The sequence below is a fragment of the Myxococcus sp. CA040A genome, from assembly GCF_013336725.1.
GTDB classification, from domain to species: domain Bacteria; phylum Myxococcota; class Myxococcia; order Myxococcales; family Myxococcaceae; genus Myxococcus; species Myxococcus llanfairpwllgwyngyllgogerychwyrndrobwllllantysiliogogogochensis.
Window position 1 is genome coordinate 76,773 of record NZ_JABUMR010000015.1, and the last position, 17,213, is coordinate 93,985.

General features: G+C 66.6%; 8 protein-coding genes. 4 read left to right on the forward strand and 4 right to left on the reverse strand.

The features are described from left to right. Positions 1–14 precede the first annotated feature (14 nt). Positions 15–1,280 (reverse strand): cytochrome P450, encoded by a 1,266-nt coding sequence (locus tag HUA75_RS42110; RefSeq protein WP_174489647.1) that lies wholly within the window; start codon positions 1,278–1,280, stop codon positions 15–17. Between the two features lie 202 nt (positions 1,281–1,482). Between HUA75_RS42110 and HUA75_RS42115 the strand changes: the two genes are divergently transcribed. Both HUA75_RS42115 and HUA75_RS42120 read left to right on the forward strand, forming a co-directional pair. Next, positions 1,483–2,874, forward strand: coding sequence for a DUF2314 domain-containing protein (locus HUA75_RS42115; RefSeq protein WP_174489648.1), 1,392 nt, complete (start codon positions 1,483–1,485; stop codon positions 2,872–2,874). 476 nt (positions 2,875–3,350) lie between these two features. After that, positions 3,351–6,125 (forward strand): ELWxxDGT repeat protein, encoded by a 2,775-nt coding sequence (locus tag HUA75_RS42120; protein ID WP_174489649.1) that lies wholly within the window; start codon positions 3,351–3,353, stop codon positions 6,123–6,125. Between the two features lie 230 nt (positions 6,126–6,355). On the opposite strand, the gene HUA75_RS48140 is transcribed toward HUA75_RS42120, so the two are convergent. After that, a complete protein-coding gene (locus HUA75_RS48140; RefSeq protein WP_371746318.1) occupies positions 6,356–7,660 on the reverse strand; it encodes a M57 family metalloprotease in 1,305 nt (434 codons plus the stop codon). Between the two features lie 340 nt (positions 7,661–8,000). Further along, positions 8,001–10,115, reverse strand: a complete 2,115-nt coding sequence (locus HUA75_RS42130) for a hypothetical protein (RefSeq protein ID WP_174489651.1) — start codon at positions 10,113–10,115, stop codon at positions 8,001–8,003. A 337-nt stretch (positions 10,116–10,452) separates the two neighbouring features. Here HUA75_RS42130 and HUA75_RS48145 point away from each other — a divergent pair, with 337 nt between their 5' ends. Further along, the gene (locus tag HUA75_RS48145) at positions 10,453–10,566 is read left to right on the forward strand and encodes a DUF6289 family protein (RefSeq protein WP_371746319.1); all 114 of its coding nucleotides are present in this window, start codon (positions 10,453–10,455) and stop codon (positions 10,564–10,566) included. A gap of 356 nt (positions 10,567–10,922) precedes the next feature. Continuing rightward, a complete protein-coding gene (locus tag HUA75_RS42135; RefSeq protein ID WP_174489652.1) occupies positions 10,923–14,738 on the forward strand; it encodes an Ig-like domain-containing protein in 3,816 nt (1,271 codons plus the stop codon). 113 nt (positions 14,739–14,851) lie between these two features. Here the strand turns inward: HUA75_RS42135 and HUA75_RS42140 are convergent, their stop codons facing one another. Further along, positions 14,852–17,119, reverse strand: coding sequence for a hypothetical protein (locus tag HUA75_RS42140; protein WP_174489653.1), 2,268 nt, complete (start codon positions 17,117–17,119; stop codon positions 14,852–14,854). Positions 17,120–17,213: the final 94 nt, after the last annotated feature.

A 17,213-nucleotide genomic window follows, 5' to 3' on the forward strand; every position in this document is an offset into this window, starting at 1 on the left:
GCTCAACGCTGTCGTCAGCGAGCCTGGGGCGCGTGGACCTCCCACGCGACCTCGAGGCTCTCGTGCCTCCTGACGGTGACGCTCCTCAAGAAGCCCGGCGTCTGCCCTGTCACCAGCCGGAGCCCCGGGAGACTCCGCAGAAGGGCCTCCAGCGACAGGCGTGCTTCCAGCCGCGCGAGCGGCGCGCCGATGCAGAAATGGAGGCCCTGCCCGAAGGCGAGGTGCTTCTTGATGTCAGGCCGCCGGACGTCGAAGCGCTCCGGCTCGTGGAACCGGGCCTCGTCGCGATTGGCCGACGCGTAGACGATGCGGATGTGGGCTCCCTTGGGAATGGAAACGCCCCCAAGTTCCACCGCCTCCAGCGCGGTACGGAACATGGCATGCACGGGAGAGGTCATCCGCACCGCCTCCTCGACCGCGCCCGCGATGAGGCCCGGGTCTTCCCGAAGGGCCCGCAGCTGCTCCGGATGCTCGAGCAGCAGCTCCACCGCTCCCACGATGAGACCCGCGGTCGTCTCGTGCCCCGCGAAGTGCACCTGCATCAGCATGCTCACGAGCTCCGCCATGCTCATGGGCGGCGTCATCCCCTGTGACCCGGTGACGATGTCGCTCATCAGGTCATCCCGGGGAGACGTCTTGCGTTCCTCGAGCGCCGCGGCGAGGTAGCGCTGGAAGTCGACCACGCCTCGCGCGCATGCGACCTGGTGCTCAATGGGGCCATGCGCCGCGAGGACCGTGGTCAGCTCGTCGGACCAGCGCCGGAACCTGTGGATGTCCGCGCGAGGGATTCCGAGAATCTCCGCGATGATGCTGCACGACAGTGGATGGGCGAACCGCTGGAACAGGTCCGCCTTCCCTTCCTTCCGGAAGGAGTCGATGAGTTCGTCCACGAGGGCGCGGATGAAGGGTTCCTTCTCCGCGAGGCGCCGCCCGGTGAAGGCCTTGCTGACGAGGCTTCGGAAGCGCGAATGCGCTGGCGGATCATTGTCGACGAGGCTGGGGACCAGAGGGTAGCCGTCCATCAGCGCGGCAACCACCTCCGGAGGCGTCGTCGCGGCGCCCACGGTGATGGACTCGGCGGACGAGAAGCGCTCGGTATCGGCGACCACTGCGCTGATGTCCGCATGGCGCGTCACCACCCACGCTCCCAGCGCCGGGCTGAAAAACACCGGCTCCTCCCGCCGTGCACGCGCGAGGAACGGGTGGGGATTCTCGAGCTGGGGAGAGTCGAGCGGGCGGTACTCAGACCCGAGTCCTGAAGCGGCGCTGTCCTTGAACATGCGTGCTGACCTCACTCAAAGGTTCGTCGGGTGTTCAGTGCGGATGGGAGGCCCCGCGAATCCTAGCAGGCCAGCAAGACGCACCCGCATCCCGACGGTGACGACGACGCCATGACGAAGCTGGGACCGGAACGGCCGACTGTCGCCTCCGGGTGCTAGGTTGCCGTCACCTACCTTCTTCGAACAGGGCGTGAGGATGAGCATGCGCGGTGTGACCGCCAGGCGGTTGGGTTTCGTGGGGTTCTGGGGCGCGGTGCTCTGTGCGCTCGCGCTCTCGGGCTGTGCCACCCGGGCGGCGACTCTCCGGCCGATTCCCCCACCGCTGCCACCAGGCCCGCTCTTCTCCCCGCGTGCCACGTTTCGCTTCGCCGTCGTCCACACGCCAAAGCCTGGCACCCCAGTCCTCCTCAAAGTGGAGGAGCTGGTGCGCGAGCGCTTCACCGTGCTGCGACTCGCTGGGGAGGGCACGGGGGCAGCGCCCCTGCCCACCGTGCGCGTCTCGGAGCGAGCACTGAAGGACCATCCTCTCCCCGAGCAGGGGATGCTGGAAATCGCCGCGCGCGGCCTCTCGCCCCAGGAGCAGGCGCAGCTCGCGGCCTCCGAGCGCATCACCGTCCTGGAGTTCACCACCGAGCCCCCGGCTTTCGAGGCGGTGCGGCAGGCGCACGCGCTGGCGCTGGAGCTGGCCCGCGCCAGCGGCGGGCTGGTGTGGGACGAGCATGCCGGGGAGTTCTTCTCCGTGGAGGGCTGGCACGAGCGCCGGCTCGAAGGCTGGGACGGCGGCGAGCCGATGCTGCCACGCCACTTCAACACCCGTGTCTACTCAGAATGGGACGGCACCGCACGGCTCATGACCGCGGGCCTGGGCACCTTCGGCCTCCCGGACCTGGGAGTGCAGCAGGTCCCGGCGCCGCTCGCGCACACGGTGGGCACGTTCATGAACCTCGTCGCCCAGCTCATGGTCGAAGGCACCGCCATCCGCAAGAATGGGGTCTTCCCCATCACCGTGGACGCACTGAAGCTCGCCTCCTATCGCGAGGCCCTGCTGGAGCAGGTACCGCCCGAGGCGCCCCGGCGCACCTTGATTGGCCTGCTCCCCGTGGACCCGAGCGACGTGGAAGGTGAGAACCGGCTGGTGGAAATCATCTTCAAGGCTCGGCCTGGCGACAACCCCTCGGAGCGCCCCTATGCCGCCATCGCCGAGGTCTTCGGCACGCAATCCGAGATTGTCCATGTCGACGAGGACCCGGAGCTGCTGGCCGCGAGCCGCCGCGCCGTGGAGGCCCTGCTCACGCGAATCAAACCGCGCTTCCAGGAGGGTCTGGAGTTGGAGTCGAAGCTGCTCGTGAAGGCCCGCTTCACCACCCATGACGGGGGCATCGAGTGGATGTGGGTCCACGTCACGCGGTGGGAGGGCAGCGTGCTCCATGGCGTGTTGAACAGTGAGCCGGAGGCCGTGCCCGAGCTGAAAGCAGGCTCGCCCGTGGCGGTGAGGGAAGACTCGCTCTTCGACTACATCCTGGAGCGGGACGGTGGCTCCGAGGGCAACGAGACGCAGCGCCTCATCCTTGAGCGCTCGGGCAAGACGCGCTGACCGGGTGGAGGCGACCTCGCCCACTCGCCCACTGTCAGGCAGGTGCTCGAGCACTTGAAGCGGCCCGTGGATGTGCCGCCTCTTGCACCGGCACCAGGGCCGCCGCAGCCAGACTTCTGGCAGTCAGCGCCCCACCCTTCCGCGCCGCGCACTCCCGCGCAGCGCTCGGCGGCGGTGTGTCCGTTCACGTGCCACAGGGACCACACCCCCTTGAGCCGACCTCTCCAAGAGGTGCTCTTACCCGTCCGCTCACGAGCAGGACAGCACCATGGGCTTCTATCGGTCCGATGTTCCGGGAGAGCACAGATACGTGGCCTCCACGCAAAACAAGGCCATGCGCCTCGCGTCAGAATTCCCTTCCAGACATGTCAGTCCGGTGCGGTTTCATCCAACGCCTCAGTGAGGGGTTCTCCAACATGAATATCCAGAAGCAAGGCGGACGTTCCGCGTCCGTATGTTCCACTCCTGCATCCGGAGTGAGAGGTCTTTTCCTACTCACACTGCTCACCTTGGGCGCGGGCTGCGGCCCGGAGGCAACGGAGCCGTGGGCTCCCAAGCAGGAACCAGGTCCCCTCAGGGAGGCGCTGGACGAAGGACCCGCCTTCCTGGTCAAGGACATCAACACCTCGACTCCGGCCAACGTCGGCTCCAATCCGAAGCACTTCGTCGCGCTCGGTGGGGCGCTCTACTTCGCCGCCGACAGCCACACCTCGGGCGAGGAGCTCTGGAGGACCGACGGCACCTCCGCTGGCACCGCGCTGGTCGCGGACCTCTGCTCGGGCCCATGCGGCTCAAACCCGCGCGGTCTGACGGTCATGAACGAGGCGCTCTATTTCTTCGCCTCGAATTCCCACGGAGCCCTGGGGCTGTGGCGCAGCGATGGCACTGTCGCCGGCACGCAGATGCTCAAGGCAATCAACATCAACAACTTCAGTCCAAAACTCACCCCCATCAACGGGACGCTCTACTTCAGCATCTACGACCCCGCCTCGGGAAACGAACTGTGGACGAGTGATGGCACCGCCGTCGGCACGAAGATGCTCGTGGATATCAACCCGGGCACCGGCGACTCCTACCCGAGTGGCTTCCTCGCCTTCAACGGCACGGTCTATTTCAGGGCCACCTCCGGGGTGGGGGCCGAGTTGTGGGCGACGGACGGCACCGCCGCCGGCACGGCCATGCGGATGGACCTCTACCCGGGCACCAACGGCTCCGCGCCAGCTGAACTCACCGTGTACAACGACATGCTCTACTTCATCGCCTCGGATGCTCCCAGCCAGCGGAGTCTCTTCAAGTCCAATGGGACGGCCGCGGGGACGGTCAAGGTGAAGGAATTCAGGACCGTGGGCGCCCCCCTGCTCTTCAACGGGCTGATGTACTTCCCGGCCTCCGACACCGCGTCAGGATACGAGCTGTGGAAGAGCGATGGCACCACCGCCGGGACCTTGCTGGCCGTGGATGTCTTTCCTGGCAGCGCCACCTCCAACATCAGCAACATCAATGTGGTAGGAGGCAGTCTGTTCTTCACCGCCTACGACTCGACCGCTACCTATGCCCTGTGGCAGAGCGACGGCACCCAGGCGGGCACCCAGCGACTCCTCACCGCGCCCTCGAACCTGAACAACGTCAACGTCCTGGGCGGCTCGGTCTACTTTTCCGCCCGGGAGGCGAGCACGGGCTCAAGCGTCTACACGGAGCTCTGGGTGAGTGACCTGACCGCAGCGGGCACCCGCGTCGTGAAGGACATCAACCCGGGCACCTCGCTTGGCGCCTTTTCAACCCTGGCGACGAGCTACTTCGGCATCCTGGACGGCGTCCTCTACTTCGGAGCCAACGACGGCGTCTCGAACACCGAGCTGTGGCGCAGCGATGGCACGGCCGCTGGCACCACCCAGGTGAAAGACCTCTTCGGGCCCGTGAGCGAGTCCTCCCCCGCGAATCTCGTCGTGTCGAACGGCCGCGTGTTCTTCACCGCCAATGAAGGGAGCCATGGGGCGGAGCTGTGGGAGAGCAATGGCACCGCCACGGGCACCCGCAGGTATTGGGACATCTGCACGGGGAGCTGCAGCCCGACCCTGTCCTCCTTCACCCTGCATGGCTCGAGCATCTTCTACATCACCACCACCAATTCGATTGGAGGCAGCTCGCCCGCGAGGCTGATGCGGAGTCCCACCTCCTCGGGCACCGCTGGCGCCATCCCCGTGGCCAGCTCGCTCACCGTCACCTCGCCCCGATTGGTGTCGTACAAGAACTGGCTGTACTTCCGCGCCAATGACACCAGCTACGGCGACATCTTGCGGATGACGGACGGCTCCTACACCACCCAGACGAGTGACACCGCCGGTCGCGGGCTCAGGACCCCGGACCAGATGGTGGTCTCCAACGGGACGCTCTTCTTCACCGCCGATGACGGCACGAGCCTGGGGACCGAGCTGTACAAGACGGATGGCACCTACTCGGGCTCGACGCGGGTGAAGGACATCTGGCCGGGCGTGAACAGCTCCTCCCCGTCCAACCTCACCGACGTGAATGGGACGCTGTTCTTCCGCGCCCAGGATGGAACCGGCGCGTACAACCAACTCTGGAAGAGCGATGGCACCAGCACGGGCACCGTCAAGGTGGCGACCTTCTTGCCGGCAACCGGCGGCGCGTTGACCAACTTCAGGAACATGTCGGGGACGCTCTTCTTCTTCGTGTCCGACTACACCACGACCGAGCTCTGGAAGAGCGATGGCACCAGCGCGGGCACCGTCAAGGTGAAGGACCTTCCGGTGCGCTCCTACTCCGAGTCGACGTACTTCGCCACGATGGGCGGCGCGCTCTACTTCGGCCTGCGTGACGATGCTCACGGCTACGAGTTGTGGAAGAGCGATGGGACTGCCGCGGGCACGGATATCCTGGTGGACCTCCGACCCGGTCCGAATGGGGGATTGGCGACGCAGTCCTACAACAATGGCGCGCTCGTCTCGAACCTGCTTCCGTTGGCCGAGGGGCGGCTGTTGTTCTCCGCGTCGGATGGGGAAACCGGAATGGAGTTGTGGATGACGGACGGGAGCGCCGCGGGAACGGTGCGCTTGACGGACCTGGCACCGGGTGACGCCTCCTCCACTCCGACGTCGCTGACTCGCGCGGGCACCCTGGTCTACTTCGCCGCCAACGACGGGGGGCGTGGCCGCGAGTTGTGGGCCCTGCGTGTCGCCGACATCATGGACAGCAGCCAGACTTCTGGCAGTAAGGGCCCCACCCCTTAGCCCCCTACCCTTCAGCGCGGCGCTCTCCCGCGCCGCGCTCGGCAGCGGTGTGTCCGTTCACTTCCCTCGGGCACAGCGTATCGTCGTGCGCCTGCGCCCCGGGCGCGGCTCGAAGTGCCCCGGATGGGCGCATACCCGCGTGGTCATCCAGGGTCTGTCATTGGGTGCGTTGAAGCGAAACCGGCGGCCCGGAGCACTTCTGTCCGGGCCGCCCATTGCCAACGGGGCGATTACGGGCTGAGGGAGATGCTCCCCGCCCAGTAACCGTAGGAGTACGAGGTCACGCCATTGCGGGTGGTGCCCGCGTAGCCACCCTGGGCCGGCTGGATGGTGACAGTCACCTGTCCGCCGCTGGAGGCAATCACACCCGCGTGCACGGACGCCGTGCAGACATCCGAGTCATCGGTGTAGAGGTCCGTCCCCCAGATCGCCGCTCCGAGGCTCGCCGTCGGGCAGTTGCACCGGATTTGCGTCCCGTTCTGCCCGCGGTAGGACAGGAAGTTGAAGCTGGAGCAGATCGGCGGAGTCTGCGGCACCTGAGCGCCGATGAGGCGGAAGCTCCCCGCCCAGGCGCCGTAGGAGTTCGTGGTGACGCCGTTGCGAGTGGTTCCCACGTAGGTGCTCTGGCCCGGCTGGATTTCGACGACCACCGTCCCACCGCTGGTGGAGATGACCCCCGCGTGCACCGCGGCGGTGCAGATATTCGAGTCATCGGTGTAGAGATTCGTTCCCCAGACAGTGCCTGAGGCCCCCGGGGAGCAGGTGCAGCGACCCTGCGCCCCCGTCTGCCCTCGGAAGACCGTGAGGTCGACGTTCGAGCAGTTCGGGAGCTCGCTCGGGCCGTAGAGGGCTTTCAGCGCGGCCTCGTCGGCCTGGGTGAACTCGCCGGTACTGCCGAAGTTGGGGCAGGCGTTCATGACGGACCCGTCCCAAACGGCGGCTTCCGGCGACCCCGGGATGAGGATGGCGCCCACGCCCATATCGCCCTCGTTGTAGCCGCTCGGGCAACTGATGGCGCTGTTGTAGTAGTCCGTGTGGCGCAACCCGATGGCGTGGCCAATCTCGTGGGTGATGGTGTGCTCGTTGATGTCGAGCTCGTAGTTGGCCAGCAAGACAGTCATGTAGATGGTCCCGTGGGGGAGACCGAGCGCAGGGAAGAACGTCCAGCTATGGTCCTCGGTCGTGGTCACCATGTCGATGTTCGCGGAGCAGCCGGTGGTCGGGCCGCGCTCGAAGGTGAACCGCAGACCCAGCGCGTTGTAGTTTTCGATGGCCATGTTGAGCCCCAGCTTCAACTTGGGATACTCGTTAAACGAGTCCGATGGGTTGAGGCAGATCTTCGTCACTGAGGGGCCGACGACGTTGGTCGTTCTGTAGTGCTCGGCGCTCCCCGGGGGGGCCTGAAGCATCTCTCGGGAGGCCTGGAGCGTTACACGCGTGTCGCCGCCCACGAAAACAGCCTCGTTGATGACCTGGATGTCCTTGGCCGGATAGCCGGCCTCGATGAGGTTGGAGATGATCTCCTCGTTCTCCATTCGCGGCTCCATACCGCCGCAACCGACCAGCAATGCGACACCGGTCATCGCGAGGACTGCTGCCTGCTTGAACATGGATGCTCGTCTCTTTGACTGCGGGGGAATGCGCCGCCCGGCGAGGGCTTCCCGCCGGGGCCGCGCGCCAGGTTTCATAGCGCGCCCCCACCCCAAACCCTCAGCGACAACCTTGGATGCTTAATCCGTCTCAAGTCTCGGGATTCGAGACACCCACGCGAAGTCGGAACTTGCTGCTGAAATGACCCCGCGGGCTGTTGAAGACCGGGGCCTCCCGCCTCGCTGGGCTGAGGCGCCAGAGGCGCATGGGAACGCGGCGGCGTGCTCAGTCCAGGATGAGTGAGTAGGGGCCGTACGTGAAGCTCCCGGAGGCAATGTCAGGCCGGACCCGGAGGTGGTGGAGGCCCGATTGGGTGGGAGTGAAGTCCCCCGCGAAGCTCCTGGGCACAGCCGTTCCATCCGGGGCCACCACACTCACCACCGTCCCGAAACCGGCCGTGGCCTTCACGCGACGCGGCTGCCCGGCAAGCAGGCTCAGCGAGAACACGTCCACGTCGAACGCTGAGTCCAGCACCGCGGGCAGCAGCAGCGGATAGGTGATGGGCGTCGCATGGACCAGGTCATCCCCATGGTCGTCCGTGCCCAGGTACTCCAGCGTGAGCTGGTAGAGCCCTGCCCTGACGACGACGTAGACCGGAGCCGTTGCGTCGGCGTCCAGGTGGTAGCTGATGGTGGTGCCCTGGGTCGTCTTGAGCGTGCGAAGCGGCCCGGCCGGTGACTCGAGCTTCGGGTCGCATCCGGTGCAACTCACCCGGTAGAGGGCATTGGCCTCCATGGTGAAGGTGAACACGTCCACGTCCGTGCTCACGTAGCACGCGCCGGAGACAGGCAGGCCCGGTTCGAGCGGCGTGGCTGTCGCGGGTGTGTCCCCGTGGTCATCGGGTCCCAGGTCACGGGCCCAGATGGAGAAGGTGCCCGCCCACCCGAACGGCGCGACATCCACCTCCAGGAAGTAGACCGCCTCCTCGGACGACAGGAAGGTGAAGCCACCGGACAGGGTGTGGAGCACCGTCCCCTGCGCGTTCTTCAGCCTCACTGCGCCCGCGTTGCCGGTGCCTCCCATCTGCTGAAGGGAGTAGTGGTGCCCGGCACGCACGGAGAAGGAGAAGACATCCACGTCGAGGCGCGTCTCCAGATGTCCCGTGAGCAGGGAGGGAAGCAACACTTCGGTCGCATCCACGAGGGTGTCCCCGTGGTCGTCTGAGCCCAGGTCTTCCAGGCGACAGGAATAGGGGCCCACGTAGGCCCCGAAGCCCACCTCCACGAAGTACTCGGCGACAGCGGCCGCATCCACCGAGACACGCGTCGGCTGGTTCTCGACGTACGTGTGGACATCCACCATCTGCCCCGTGCCATTCGTGAGCAGCAGGTGCGGCCCCACGCTGTACCCAGGGACGACCTCGCAACTGAAGAGGTAGATGTGTCCCACCTGGGTGGTGAAGGAGAAGACATCCCGGTCCAGACCACCGGAGAGCTGTCCCGTGAAAGGCACGGACGACGGCGTCACCGGAGTGGCGTACTCCCGCGCATCCCCGTGGTCGTCCGTGCCCAGGGTCACGAACTGGAGCGTATAGGCCGCCTGGACGATGGAGTCCTGCGCGAAGACCGACGTCACCTCCACCCGGTAGATTCCGTCATGCGTCGCATTGAAGGAGACCGTGCCCGTGGGCTCCCCCGTGGACGAACCCGTGGGAGAGAGGACCTTCACCCTGCAGGACACGGCCGGGTTCTGGGACGTGCAGGTGACGCCATGGAAGGCCCCGTGCGACAAAGACACGGTGAATACATCCATGTCCGTGCGCAGCTCCATGACGCCCGTGGCCTGGGTGCTCGGGAGCCAAGGCGTGGCCGTTTCCACGGTGTCACCGTGGTCATCCTGCCCCACGTCCTCGAGCACGCAACTGTAGGAGCCCGACAGCTCCTCATGGACGGCGTACATCCTCAGGTAGGTGGTCTGCGCCGAGTGGGTCTTGAAGTAGAGGCTGCGCCCGGACGAAATCCAGACAGGGACCCAATCCAGACGCCTGCCCGCGGAATCGATGAGCTCGAGCCCCCAACCCACGAGCGGCTCCGGAAAGGTGCAGTGGAAGCGGTAGAAGTGCCGGGCCCCCGACTGAAAGGCGAAGACATCCCGGTCGAGGGAGCTCTCCAGCGTGCCTCCGAAGCTGGCTGAGGAGGCAGGGAGGTGCGTCGCGGTGGCCGGAGTGTCTCCGTGGTCATCGAGCAGCGCGCCTGAAAGGGAGACATTCGCCGGCTGGAAGGACTCCGCCTGCATACCCGGGGCGCCCTCCTCTATTGGCTCGGGGAGTGCTCCACCGCAGCCCAGCGCGAACATCAGAATGGGCAGACGACGCCAGATGCTTCGTAGCAGGGGTGTCATGGTCGTTCCTCCAGACAGCAGGTGGGATGGATGGGCCAACGGCGTGGGCCCCTCCTTCCTGAAGGAAGACGCGGCGGAAAGCAAAAACACTGGCACACGGAGCACATGTCAAGCCATGGCAGCTCCATGGGACGTCGGAGCGCCGCGCACCAGGACACACTTGGCTGAGGCGGAGGAGCCGAGGCGGGGCGCGGATGGGGGCCGCCGAACCGTGCGCCACCTCGGAGGAAAGGCCGTCTATTCTCGGTCGCCAAGATAGAGCCAGAGCACTCTTGTCCATCCCCGCACGGGCCGGACAGCATCTCCCAGACTCCTGGGATGGACACGCCCGCCTGGAATGACGACCCTCGCGGGAGATCGGCGATGTGATTGCAATGGCATCCGCAGAAACTGGGGCGTCAGGACCAATCACTACGAGTTCACCAAAGTCGAGTGCCACGAACGGCGGTAGCGTGGAATGCGGCCGCATTCAGTGCCGCGAGGTGTCGCCCCAACCCGTCAGGGCATCAGACTCAGGACCGCGATGACGCGTGCGTCGCCGACTGGCCGAGATCTGGAGGTCGCTCCAAGGGGAACGTCAGAGGGTCGCGGTACATCGGTGCGGTGTGGCGAGCGCCTGTCACCTGGTTGCAGGTGCCCTCGCCTATCCGGGCGCGCATGACCCCTGTCCGTACAGGGGCTCCGTCGACGCGTGGTCCCTCTTGCTGCTTCTTGGTCCTGTCGTCGTCACCCGAGTCGCGGGAACGGAAAGCGCCGCACGAGCCGTTCGGCCCGCGACATCCCCCTATGACATTGAAACCCTCCTGGATGAGATGGGCCCTGGTTGTCCTGGGCCTCATGGTGTTCACCCCTGCCTGCAAGGACAACACGCCGAACGACAATGGCCCGCCGGACGCCTCGGGCGATCCCGACGCGGGAGGCTCCGATGGTGGCTCCAGCCCCACGGGGGACGGTGGGACTGGAGACGGTGGCTCGCAGCCTTCGGAGAGCCTGGGCTTCATCGACTACGTGTTGCCCGCGTTGGACGCGGAGGCGGTCCCTCGCAACGCGCGGGTCATCGTGGGCTTCACGGAGGCGCTCGACGTCAGCACGGTGAACGAGCATGTCCTCTCGGTGTCGGAGAACGGGGTCTCGCTCCAGGGCACCCTGACTCATGACGCCACCACCCGCACGCTGACCTTCACCCCGGCGCGTCCGTTCACCGCCGACGCGTTGGTGACGGCGGTGGTCTCCTCGCTGCTGCGCTCGGTGACGGGCAAGTCGCTGAGCGTGCCCCATCACTCCATCTTCACGGTGGGGTTGGAGTCGGACTCGTCGCCGCCGAGCGTGACGGCCACGAAGCCCCTCCTCGGAGTGACGGATGTGCCGTCGACCTGGCCGGTGTACGTCCTCACGTTCAACGAGGCCATGGACCCGCGCACCCTCACGGCCGAGTCGCTCCAGTTCGAGCAGTTGCTGGGTCCGAACCCCGCGTCGCCACTCTCCGGGACGTACTCCTATGAAGCCGCGAGCCGGTCGCTGTACTTCCGGGTGAGCCCCCAGCCCGCGCCGGGCGCACGTGTCACGGGCACGCTCTCCACGAAGGCGAAGGACCTGGCGGGCAATCCCCTCGTTCAGCCGTACACGCTCACGTTCGTGGTGGCGTCGTCGAGAGACACCACCTCGCCTCGCGTGCAGGCAACCCTGCCGGAGGCAACCTCGGTGGGAGTCGCCGTGCGCAACGCCCCCATCATCGTCACGTTCAGCGAGCCGCTCCGGCCCGCGAGCATCACGCCGGAGCGGCTCTACCTTGAGGAACTGAACGCGGATGGCACCCAGGTGGTCGGCCTCGTCCCGGGCGCCCTGCGTTACGACGATGCGCGGCTCCAGGGGGTCTTCACTCCTGCCCAGCCCTTGAAGTACCAGACGCGCTACCGGGGGCACGCCCGCTCCGTGGAGGATATCGTCGGTAACCGGCTGGTGCCGTTCGAGGGTTTCGGCTTCGTCACGGAGCTGCCCCCCTCCCCTCCACAGGTCCTCGACGCGACGCCTGCTCCGGACACGCGCTTCGTGCCGCTGAGTGGCCCGCTGCGCGTGCGCTTCGACCGGCCGCTGGACCGGGACTCCATCACCCCGGAGACGGTCAGCGTCGCGGGTGTCACGGGGGTGGCCAACTACGAGTCATCGACGAACACGGTGGCGTACCGTCAGTTGTCGCCCTTCGCGCCGGCGACGAACTACACGATGACCGTGAGGGACGTACGCACGCCGCAGGGGGCGAGCCTCGCTTCGCCCTTCACGTACACCTTCCGCACGGTGGCTCCGGGGGTGAGGGTGAGCGCGGGCAGTCCTGGCCAGCCGGGCCCGGCCGTGTTCGCCACCGGGCCGCTGGGGACGCTGGCCGTGTGGAACGAGAACACGGGCACGGGCGTCCAGGTCCGCGCCTCGCTCAACCGAGGCTCTGGCTTCGGAGCGTCCATCCTGGTGGGCGAGGGGCGCTCGATGAAGGAGTCGCCGCAGGCGGCCGCGTGGGACCAGCGGTTCATCGTGGGGTGGTCGACCCCATCGCCCAACGACGATGCGGTGGCGCTCTTCGATGGAACGGCCTTCACCCCGGTGACGCCTGGCATCCGTGGCCACCTCTTCGGCTTCGGCGACAACCTCTATGCCTATGACTCCGTAGCGAAGTCCTTCCGTGTGCGCTCCGGAGCGCAGTGGTTGGAGGTGACCCGGAAGAACCTGGGGACGTCCCCCACCCTCGTCTCCAACGCGGGGGCCGTGATGCTGATATCCGGGCCGGACTCTTTCGAGGACGTCACGACGATTTTCGATGGTGTGCAGTGGGTGCACTCCAGCGTCGTCTCCTCGTCCGTGGAGGAGCAGTACACCTTCGTGGGAGACAGCTTTGGCCGGGCGTGGACCACCTCGGAGGGGACGTGGTTCTCGCTCTTCAATCGGACCACCCGGGCGTGGGGGCCCGCCGAGTTCATCACCTCCAGTCAGGCGCGCAACCTGCGCATCGCCTCGGATGGCAGCACCGTCACGGCGCTCTTCATCCGCTCGGATGAACTCACCGCGTCGGTTCGCGTCAATGGTGAGTGGCAGTCCCTCGTGCGGCTGCCGGACAGCGGGCCGCTGCTCCTCCCCGTGGCGGTGGTTTCGTACCAGGGCAACTACGTCGGGTTGTTGTCGGGCAGCTCCTCGGGGCTGCACTCCATCACGCAGGTGGGGGGCTCGTGGACGTCGGTGACGAGGAGTGTTGTCGCGACAGGGATGCACGCGGTGCTCGAGACGCGCGCGGTGGGCAATGAGCTGCTGGTCCTGATGAAGAAGAACGGCCCGACGTCGTCCCTGCATGAAGTCTGGGGGACCGCGCTCACGTCGCAGGGGTGGCAGCCGAGCGTCCAGCTTCGCGGCGCGGAGAGCACTCCCGTGGTGCCGCATCGAGTGGTGGACCAGGTGAGTGTGTCCTATGTGGCGCCGGGGCAGCTCTCCGTGCGTGGCTATCAGGGTGGTGGCCAGTGGGGCGCGGCGAGGCAGATGGTGACGCCGCCGCTCGTCGGTGGCGTGCGGGAGGCGGTGGTCCACTTCGCGCCGGACGGGCAAGGAGCCGCCGCGTGGGAGCAGTTCGATGGGGGCGTGTGGAGCCTCTTCCTCGCGGAGTACGACGGGGAGGTGTGGCACCAGCCCGTGCGTCTGGGGCCCGTGGGCTCCAACGTCCGGGTGGCCGTGGATGGCGACAGGGTGGTCGTCGCATACCTCCAGCCGGCCACCACGGCGGGCAAGGTGGACATCTGGGCGGTGTCCTACGCCGCGGGGGGGATGGGGACGCCGGTCAAGCTGGACAGCGTGACGGCTACGGACCCCGACCTGGTCCTGGTGCACGGAGCCAGTGGCTTCATGGCGGCGTGGGGCGAGTGGGAGATTCGCTCTGCGCAGAGCGTGGACGGGACGACGTGGAGCACGCCTCAGCTCGCCGCCGAGCGCACGTCGACGATACTGCGTTGGAGAAACACCCAGTTGATTCCCTCGGGAGCCTCCTTCGCGTTGTCGACGAAGCGGGAGGACCGCGAGCTGAACATCCTGCGCATGCACACCTCGGGCGTCTGGCAGCCGAGGGTGGAGCCGGTGCTGCGGACCGGCATCTACGACATCGTGGCCACGGACAGCGCGGTGATGGTGATGGCGCCCCTCAGCCACGAGTTCCGCTACATGGTGCACAACGGTGTCGCCTGGTCCAACGAGAACACCGTGGCGTCGTCAGGGGACGGCCAGGGCTTGCTGGCCGTGTCCCCGAGCGGGATCCGGATGCACACGGACCTGAGTTGGTGGCGGTGGACTGGAACGGAGTGGTTGAAGGAAGCGACGAACGTCAGCCGCCCCTACCCGTCTGGCAGCCTGCGGTGCGACGCGAAGGGCTGTGGGCTGATGACGGGGCCCGGCTTCGGGGAGTCGACGGACCTGGGCTTGTCCTACGCGTCGGGCACGCGCTCGTTCTGGAGCGGCGCCACGCCCCACCAGGGGCCCTTCCCCGTCCAGACCTGGAGCGTGACGTGGGACTTCGCGGGGGGCACCTACCGCGCCACCTGGCGGCAGCCCGTGGAACCGGGAGTGACGGCGCTGCACGCCAGCACGGAACTGTGACGCCGGGCGCGAGGGTGTGAGTCCGTGAGGACGGAGCGGGAGCCGAGGCTTTCGCTCCGTCCTCGCGTCATGAAGTGGCCCGTCACACAGCCCCGAGGACTGGGGCGTCGTGCCTACCGGTAGAAGCGGACGTCACATATCTGGGAGAACTGGGTGATGCCGGGGAAGGTGCCCGACGCGTAGAACCGTACGTAGCGCGTGTTCAACCCTCCGCCCGAGCGCTGGCTGTAATCCCTGATGAGCGTCTGACCGGACGCATACGACAGGGAGCTGCCGTCCTGAATCACCCAACTGCTCCCGTTGAGGCTGAGGCCCATGTACCAGCTCGGCGGATTCGCGCTGCCGAAGAGGACCTCCATCCGCTTGACCAGGTGCACCTGTCCCAGGTCGATGTACACCGACTGCTCGTTCCCGTTGCTCGTCCACCAGCAGGAGCCCGTGTTGTCATCCGTCACCGTGTAGGCCGCGATGGCGTTGATGGTGGCGTTGCTGGACGTCGCGGGAATCTTCTGCTCGACGGTGGCGTCGACGAAGAAGGGCCCTGCGATGCCGAAGCGGCCCGAGTCGTTCTTGTCCACCACCTTGAGCAGCACGTTCGAGTTGCCCCAGCCGCCCGTGTAGAAGTTCCAGTACCTGTTCGTGTTCGCCACGACGTCCTCGCCCACCTTGGTCCAGGTCGCGCCGTTGTCTCGCGAAGCGAAGTAGTCGACCGCCACACCCTGCGGATGGGACCAGTGGACGGTGACATTCACGCCATCGTGCGTCGTGGTGCCGACCCAGGGAAGTTCGGCCTCGATGCCATTGGCGATGGTCAGCGTCGTCGCGTTGGAGACGATGGTCTGCTGGTGGGGGTCCACCACCCTCCAGAGCGAGGTCGTCGGCAGCGTGGCGGAGTCGATGGGGTAGTAATAGTTGTTGGTGATGGTCCCGACGGTCTTCCAGTCAGGCGACAAGGGGTTGGTCGCGCGCTGGAGGATGAGGCTGTTACCGCCGCCGTTGATGAACAGCATGGGCAAGAGCTGCCGGTTGATCACCGGGTGCTCGAAGGAGACGGTCGGCTTGCTGACGGGATTGGTGACCCAGATGGGGGCCATGACGACTTCGGAGTTGCCCCAGTTCTGGGTGAGCGTGACGACGTAGATGGACTCGTAGGGCGTCAGCGAGAACGCCTCGCGCACATTGATGAGGTTCGGGTCGGAGTAGGTGATTTCCTTGAGGGGCGCGCCGGGCTGGAAGGGGTTCCAGACCTGGAGCTTCGTCCACTCGTTGCCACCATACCCGGTGCCGTCCTTGGTCGTGCCCCACACGGTGAAGTCCAGCCTCCGCTCGTTGGCGGCGCGCTCGAACTCGGAGCCCATGGGGCGCCCGTTGACCATGAAGAAGCCGGAGGCGGGCGCGAGCCCGGTGCGAAACACCGAGCGGTTGCGCAGCGCGGTCAGGAAGTTGTTGTAGTTGAACGGCGTGCCGGGTGGCAGCACGACACCGCCGCGCCCCTGGGCGAAGTCATCGCCGTAGAGCTTCTCACGGGGCACGCCGGGCTCGTCGATGAAGGGCCTGACGAAGGAGCCGTCGGGATTCCGGTCCAGGTACTCATGGGCCAGCAGCTCGCGGGTGGTGGCGTGCGAGTCCGAGTTGGAGACCGGGGCGACGCGGAAGCCTCGACGCAGCAGCTCGAAGTATCTGGGGAGCCCGTTGAACTCGGTGAGTTCGATGGCGTCACGGACGTTGCGGCGGCGGTCCGGCTCGGTGGGCAGCGTGAACCAGACGTTGTCGCTGGGGTGGTTCAACTGGACGTGGGTGCTCAGCAGCGGATTGGTCGAGTAGTTGTTGAGGATTTCGTGATGCATGTCCCAGACATCGTCCGAGTGGACGTGGACGTGCCGGTTGAAGCTGTTGAAGTGGTGGTCATGGGAGGGGCCGGTGCCGTCGTCGGGACCGACGTGGCTCTCCACGCCCGTGAGGATGAGCAGCTCGGGCTGACCGTTCGCATCCAGCTCCGGGCTCAACTGGGAGATGGGGTCATCACCGTCATAGCCGTCGTCCCAGGACGAGGTGTGGTTGCTGGTACCGAAGAAGTCATAGCCATGGCGGAACGCGGACTGGAGTACCTCGCTGCGCAGAATCTGGGGCGTGAAGTCGAGCTCCGTGTCCTCGTTCTCCGAATGGCCTCGGGGGTGGCTGTGCAGGTCGCCGAGGAAGACCTGCCAGCCGCCGCCGCCAAGCTCCTGGGCGATACGATTGCGATACTTGCTCTCCCGTTCCGCGGGGAGCGGAATGCGGTCCGAGGCGACCACGTTCGTCACCTCCCCCGCGAGGGAGGGACCCGCCACCAGGGCAGCCGTCAACAACAGCCAGGGGCTGCGACTTCCACGTCGAGACATGGGATTTCCTCTGAAAGAGCCCCGTGAGCGGGGTGTTTTTCAAGAGGCATTACGGAGGCATGCCGGGAAGCTGGTCGTTCGGACCGCGCGCGAA